Below are 2,907 nucleotides of genomic sequence, written 5' to 3'. Positions count from 1 at the left end.
CGGGCGAACCGTCGACGATCGATTCGAGCGCATCGGCGAGCACGTCGGGCACGATGCGCTCGAACTCGTGCGCGATCGCGACCAGCACGTTGCGCAGTTGCGGCGTCTTCAGGATCGCGAGCAGCAGCACCGCACCGCGAATGCGCGTGGCGTCGTATTTCAGCGTCGCGTAGACCCACGCGCGCTCGACGGCGTCGTCGATGTGCGCGGACAGGTCGGACACCGATCCCGCGCCGCGCGGCAGCCGGTCGAGCGCCGCGACGAGCCGGCGGTCGAGGGCCGCGTCGTCGATCTCGAAGCGGCGCAGGACCCGGTGCAGGTCGCTGTCGGGCCGCTGCAGGATCTGCTTGATCCAGTGCGCGAGCTCGACGTACGGATTGCCGCGCAGCCGGCAGAATCCGGTGGCCTGCTCGAGCGTTTCGTAGAGGAACGGATTCAGTTTTCCGAACAGGTTGACGCGGCCGATATCGGACATGACGGTTCCCGTTTATGCGGTTTCGCGATGAAGGTCGACGCCCGCGCGCGGCGAATCGCGGCGCGCGTCGTAGCGCACCACGAGATCGCGCGCAGGGCCCGCTTCGAGCCGCCGGCCGAGCCACGCGGTGCGGCCGATCCCTTGCGGCACGCCGAGCGCGAGCGCGGGCACCGCGTCGGCCGCGAGTTCGAGCTGCACATCCCAGTCGAATTCGATGCCGACGTACTCGCGCACCCATTGCGCAAGCTGCCGCGCGTGCGCGCCGCCGGGCAGGAAACGCCGGTACGCGTCGAGCGACAGCGGGCCGAGCACGATCCGGAAGCACGACTGCGCGTCGCGCACCGCGAGGCCGAGCGCGACGCCGCCCACGCGCAACGTCGGCCGGGTTGCGCGGATCGTGCAGCGCTGCGAGCGCTCGATCGCCACCCATTGCGGCACGTGCTCGACGATCCGCGCGTCGACGCCGAAATGCTTGCGCACGATCTGCACGAGCCCTTCGGGGTTGCGCGTATGCCGGACGAGATGGCCCGCGTGGAAATAGCGGGCATGCGGTGCAAGCGTGTCGGTGTCGGCTTCGGCACGCGTATGTCCGGCTGGCCGGTCCGCATTCGCTTCGCGACCGATCAGGCTCCCGATATAGCCGTCGAACCGTGCGCGCGCGGGCCGGTCGAGGCTCACCGTCGGCTGCGCGTCGGCCCACGCACGGTAGAACAGCAGGATCAGCCGGTGATGGAACAGGTCCGCGAACGCGGCGAAGGTCGGATCGCCGTGCTGGGCCGCCCGTTCGTGCGCGTATTCGGTGAGATGCGACGGTAGCGGCCCGTTCGGCCCGAACAGCCCGAAGCCGTGGATCGCGACGCGCGGCGGCGCGGCGCGCTGATCGTACACGCCAGCCAGCATCGACGCTGCGAACGCGAGCGATGGCTGCTGCCCGAGCCGCACGGGCTCGTCGCGCGGCCGCGCGGCATGGCCGAGCGGCGCGTGCCCGGGCGACAGCGCATCGAGCCAGCGCAGCGCCTGGAACAGATCGTAGCCGTGCGGCGCGGCGCGCAGCCGCGCCCACCATGCGTCGCGACGCGTTACGTCGGCGGCCGGCTGCGCGCCGTCTGGCGTGTCGTGTTTCGTGTCGCGCGTCATATCGCGGGCCGCCTGCCGATGCGGGCCGGCCAGTGCGCGAGCCTGCCGCGTTGCGCGCTGGTCAGCACGCACTCGGCGAACGCGTTGATCGACACATGCCGCGCGAAGAACTGTTCGAGCACCGCGCCGAGCAGGAACGGGCTGTCGCCGGAGAACGCGTGATCGTCGACGGTCACGTCGACCTGCACGCCGCGCCCGAACATCAGCGGCCCGAGCGCCGGCAAGCGGCGGAACACGGGCGAGAACGCGACGCGCCGCACGCCGTCGATCTGCCGGCGCATCGCGGCGTCGGCCGGATCGGCGTGCAGGCCGAGCAGTTCGCGCAGCACATGCGCGCCTTCGTCGTCGTCGAGATCGGTCAGCGTGTGGCGCGCGAGCCCGAGATGGCGGATCAGCCGCCAGACCGTCTGCGCGTCGGCGATTGGCGGGCGCGGCCGCGACGGGCCGCGTATCGCGACGATCCGCTCGACGGGCGCGGACACGCGCAACGTGAACGTGTTTGCGTCGCCGGGCGGCTGCAGCAGCACGAGATCGCGGTTGGTGCACAGCGTGTCGACGGACAGGTAGCGCATCGTCTCGTCGTAGGGTGCGCACTGGCTGTCGACCAGCGACACGTAGGCCTCGCTGCCTACGTAGCCGGTGCGCGTGCCGTTCGCGCGCGCCTGTGCGGACACCAGCCGCGGCTCGCGCCGCACCGTGTAGTACGCGCCGTAATTACCGTCGTCGCCGGCAAACGACGCATGAAACGGCCGGAATTCGCGCGACTGGCCGTCGTCGCGCTGTTCGCTCACGAGCCGCTGCACCGCATAGACCTCGTAGTCGAGCGGCCGGCTGCGGTCCACCACGACATGGTGTTCGCGCGCACCCGGCTGCACCGCTATTCGGTCGCCGCGGCGCGTGAACAGGTTCACGGCGGGCGTGCAGTTCAGCGCGAGATGCCGTGCGTCGACGGCCGCTTCGAGCGCCGCGTCGTGACGGTCGAACAGCACGGTCAGCTCGCATTCGTCGCCGGTCGCGCGCGCGAGCGCTGGCCGCAAGCCGCCGATGCTGAAGAACAGGAAGCGCGCCGGAAACGCGAAATATTCGCGCAGCAGCCGGTAGCCGTGAAAGCTGCGGCCGTCGTCGGGCAGGATCGCCTGCGCCGGGTCGAAGCCTTCGTGGACGATCGCGTCGGCGTCGAGCGGATGCATCCAGCGCGGCGACTGGCCCGGATCGTGGCAGACGACGCCGAGCGCATGCGCAGCGAGCAGTTCGAGCAGATGCAGCGCGTCGCGCTCGGGGCCGGCGAGATGGAA

The 2,907-nt window shown here is 70.9% G+C and carries 2 protein-coding genes and 1 pseudogene; all 3 read right to left on the bottom strand.

All coding sequences use genetic code 11. The annotated features are described in order from the left end of the window. Nucleotides 1-475: pseudogene (locus G3N94_RS40545) on the bottom strand (type VI secretion system ATPase TssH); the annotation flags it as partial. Nucleotides 476-487: 12 nt separating this feature from the next. After that, entirely contained in the window at nt 488-1,612 is a 1,125-nt protein-coding gene (gene tssG, locus G3N94_RS40540) for a type VI secretion system baseplate subunit TssG (protein WP_205799792.1), read from the bottom strand. Further along, nucleotides 1,609-2,907, bottom strand: a 1,299-nt coding sequence (gene tssF, locus G3N94_RS40535; protein ID WP_205799791.1) for a type VI secretion system baseplate subunit TssF, incomplete at its 5' end; no start/stop codon positions are given. The genes tssG and tssF, both read right to left, overlap by 4 nt.

The sequence above is a fragment of the Burkholderia sp. Ac-20353 genome (genome assembly GCF_017104785.1).
Taxonomy (GTDB): domain Bacteria; phylum Pseudomonadota; class Gammaproteobacteria; order Burkholderiales; family Burkholderiaceae; genus Burkholderia.
This window is presented reverse-complemented; position numbering and strand designations above follow the sequence as displayed.

Excerpts from the sequence above, each read along its gene's own strand:
- tssG (WP_205799792.1), bottom strand. The coding sequence starts at position 1,612 with ATGACGCGCGACACGAAACACGACACGCCAGACGGCGCGCAGCCGGCC.